Source organism: Peptoniphilus sp., from assembly GCF_034090345.1.
Taxonomy (GTDB): domain Bacteria; phylum Bacillota; class Clostridia; order Tissierellales; family Peptoniphilaceae; genus Peptoniphilus.
This window is the reverse complement of sequence record NZ_JAXDSS010000109.1, coordinates 1-3,464: the sequence shown is the minus strand read 5'-3', so window position 1 is coordinate 3,464 and position 3,464 is coordinate 1. Positions and strand designations below refer to the sequence as shown.

General features: G+C 30.2%; 3 protein-coding genes and 2 rRNA genes. All 5 read right to left on the bottom strand.

Annotated features, from left to right (window positions below):
* Window positions 1-96 precede the first annotated feature (96 nt).
* Entirely contained in the window at window positions 97-504 is a 408-nt protein-coding gene (locus tag SOR77_RS08365) for a hypothetical protein (protein WP_320636655.1), read from the bottom strand.
* Window positions 505-744: 240 nt separating this feature from the next.
* Window positions 745-1,581, bottom strand: a complete 837-nt coding sequence (gene murI / locus SOR77_RS08360) for a glutamate racemase (protein ID WP_320636654.1) — start codon at window positions 1,579-1,581, stop codon at window positions 745-747.
* 13 nt (window positions 1,582-1,594) lie between these two features.
* Window positions 1,595-2,806 (bottom strand): sodium/glutamate symporter, encoded by a 1,212-nt coding sequence (gene gltS, locus SOR77_RS08355; RefSeq protein ID WP_320636653.1) that lies wholly within the window; start codon window positions 2,804-2,806, stop codon window positions 1,595-1,597.
* Between the two features lie 318 nt (window positions 2,807-3,124).
* Window positions 3,125-3,240, bottom strand: a 5S ribosomal RNA gene (gene rrf, locus SOR77_RS08350).
* A gap of 86 nt (window positions 3,241-3,326) precedes the next feature.
* Window positions 3,327-3,442 (bottom strand): 5S ribosomal RNA (gene rrf / locus SOR77_RS08345).
* Between the last annotated feature and the right edge of the window lie 22 nt (window positions 3,443-3,464).

Here is a 3,464-nt window from a genome sequence, read left to right as displayed (position 1 = left end):
AAAACACCTCTATAAAAGAATACAGTTTTATGGATGTAATGTCAATTATTTATATGCTTAAGTTTACTATTGTTTTTATTGTATAAATATTGTTAACTATGTTCTAGCGTTAAATTTTGTTTTACAATTTTTACAAGTAACTAAAATTTTTCCTTTCTTCTTTGGAACTCTCAATTCTTGTTTACAATTAGGACATTCTATGTACTTAAAATCTCTATCAGATAAATTATTTTTTGCTCTATTAAATGGTTTTCTAATGGAAGATATAATAGACAAAAACTTTCTATTTTCTTCATATCTCGCGCTGATATTTCTTGAAAGTCCTCTATAGTAGACTAACAGTACAAGTACTAATGAAATTATGTCTGCTCCATGAAATCTGTATACAAATCTATAAATTATTCTTTCTACTATGAAAACAATTAATAGAAATTTATTCAAAGCATCTGTTCCATAAATAGCAGCATATCTTCCTCTCATAAATTCAATAAGTTTTTGTTTCAAATTTTCACCTCTTTTGAGATATTATAACATTTATTGAGCAGTCTTCATATCCAACTGTAGAATTTGTAAGATGGACATTAGTTATTTTGGATATAGGGACCAGCACTCCAATAATAGATTAACATATGTGATATTTATTTTTTGTTTTTAGTATCTCGTCATTTACAAATTGACAATTTTTAACGTCTCCCATTCTAATATAAATTAGATAATTTACACATCTATGATTTTCATATATTTTTAAATTTTACTTGTCTCCTTGTCAATGAACTTATTTAAAACAGCTTTTTTAAAACTTAAGTCTATTTTATCTATATCTATCACTTTACATACTGTGCTTTTAAATTTTTCAACATCTCCTGTTGCATAAAATTCAACACTGCTTTTTCGAGCTATATCATAATACTGCATAACTGATTTTAACTTTTCAATAGTTTTTTCAGCAGGATCTACTATATTTACTTTCTTATTTTGTTCACTGAAAATTTTTTTAAACATCTTTATTGCTAAAGGGAAATGGGTGCATCCTAGTATTAGAGTATCATATTCAAAATCACCTAATTCCATTAAGTATTCTTCTATAACTTTTTTAACCATACAATCATCTATATGACCATTTTCAATAGCTAACACAAGATCCGGACATCCGACTCCAAAAAGTTCAATCTCTTGAGAAATCGATTTCATTGTGTTATCATAAATTTTACTATTTACCGTTCCCTGAGTTGCAAATAAAGCCACTTTATTGTTATTTGTAATTTCAACTGCAGATTCACATGCAGGTTCAACAACACCAAAAATTTTAAAATCAAATTTATCCCTTGCACTCTTCAATCCATAAGCAGTTGCTGTATTACAAGCTATTATACAAGAATCAATTCCTATTTCTCCAATATAATCTATACATTCTAATGTAAATTGTTCTACTTCACTAGAAGTTTTTACTCCATAGGGCATTCTATCTGTATCCCCTATATATATAAAAGAATATCCTGATAATTTATTTAATGCTTCTTTAAGTACAGAGAGTCCTCCGACACCACTGTCGAAGAACCCTATTTTTTTTTGAATAGTCACTGTATCACCCTTTTTATATAAATGCTAAAAACATAGAAATGATAAATACATTTACAAAATCTATAAACATTCCTCCCACAATAGGAAGTACAAAGAATGCAGTTTTTGAATATACAAATTTTTCACAAATAGATTCCATATTTGCTACACCATTTGGAGTGGCTCCCATACCAAATCCACAATGTCCACCGGCTAATACGGCTGCATCATAATTGCCGCCCATTAATCTAAATGTTACAAAGTATGCATAAATAGCCATTAACAATGTTTGTGCTAATAGAAGTACTATTAAAGGAATAGCTAAATCTATAAGTTCCCATAATTTTAATGTCATAAGAGCCATACCTAAGAATAAATTAAGCCCAACATTTCCAACTACTTCCACTTCTTCAACCGGAACAATGTCCGCTCCTTTGTCAGAAATATATCTAGCTATAATAGCTAACAACATAGGTCCAATATAAGAAGGGAACTTTGCTATAGGACTAATTCTTTGAATTAAAACGTTTAAAAAATTTGATATATAGCTACCTAAGAACATAGCTATAAGTATCACAAAAAAAGCTTTTAAAATTCTATCTCCATCAAGCACTCTTGCTTCTGTTTTTAATAAAGATTCATCTAAATTATCATCTTCATCTATTTCTTTTCTGTTTAGCAATAAATTCTTGCCAGTAACTAATTTATTAGCTAGCGGTCCGCCCATAAGAGAACCCATCACTAATCCAAATGTTGCGGCTGAATATGCTACAGTCTCAGCTCCTTTTACTCCAGATGCTTCAACTAAAGGTGCAATACCACCTGAGGTCCCATGACCCCCTGTCATAGGAGTTGAACCTGTCATAAGTGCAAGCCCTTTATCAATTCCTACAACTCCAGAAAGTCCTAAAGCAACTGTATTTTGAATTACACATAAAAATCCAGCTATTAACAAAAATAAGAAAACTTTAGGTCCCGCCGCTCTCAAAATTTTAATACTCGCTCCAAATCCTATACTTGTAAAGAAAATTACCATGAAGAAAGATTGTAATGTAGTATCAAAATTTATCTCCAAACCACTTTGTCTTAAAAATAAATTAACTATTGCAAATGAGAAACCTCCAATAACCGGAGCCGGTATTGCAAATGTTTGGAAAAATTTTATCTTGCTGCGTATTAATCTACCAAATAAAAGTAATATTACAGCAAAACCTATGGTTCTAACCATATCAAATTCTACTACCATTTTTTTCACTCCTTATATGTATTTTATATCTATTACAATAACTGAAAAGCATTTCCTTGTAAATAGTTTTCTTGTAATTATTTTATTAATTTAAAAATTTTTTTATAACGATTGGCTATTTTAGGCATTTTTAGATATTTTTTTTGGTGTGAAATGTGTAATCTGCGTGAAATTTTTCTTATTTAGAATAGATCAAAAATAAAATAAATATAATCAGCAAATCTTAAGGATAATAATTTATCCTAAAGAGATTCTTATACATAGAGCTATAAAAAAACGTATATCATTCTTTAATAGATTGACATACGTTCTTTATAAATCCGGCAAAACCTACTCTCCCAGGCCGTCTCCAGCCAAGTACCATCGGCGTATTAAAGCTTAACTTCTGTGTTCGGTATGGGTACAGGTGTGTCCTTTATATTATTGATACCGGATGACTAATATTCTTTTTTAATCTGTGCACATTAATAAAATAAAAGACATACATCGTCTTTTATTAGATCGACATACGTCTTTATAAATCCGGCAAAACCTACTCTCCCAGGCCGTCTCCAGCCAAGTACCATCGGCGTATTAAAGCTTAACTTCTGTGTTCGGTATGGGTACAGGTGTGTCCTTCATACTATTGATACCGGATAAACCAACAATCATATCTTCT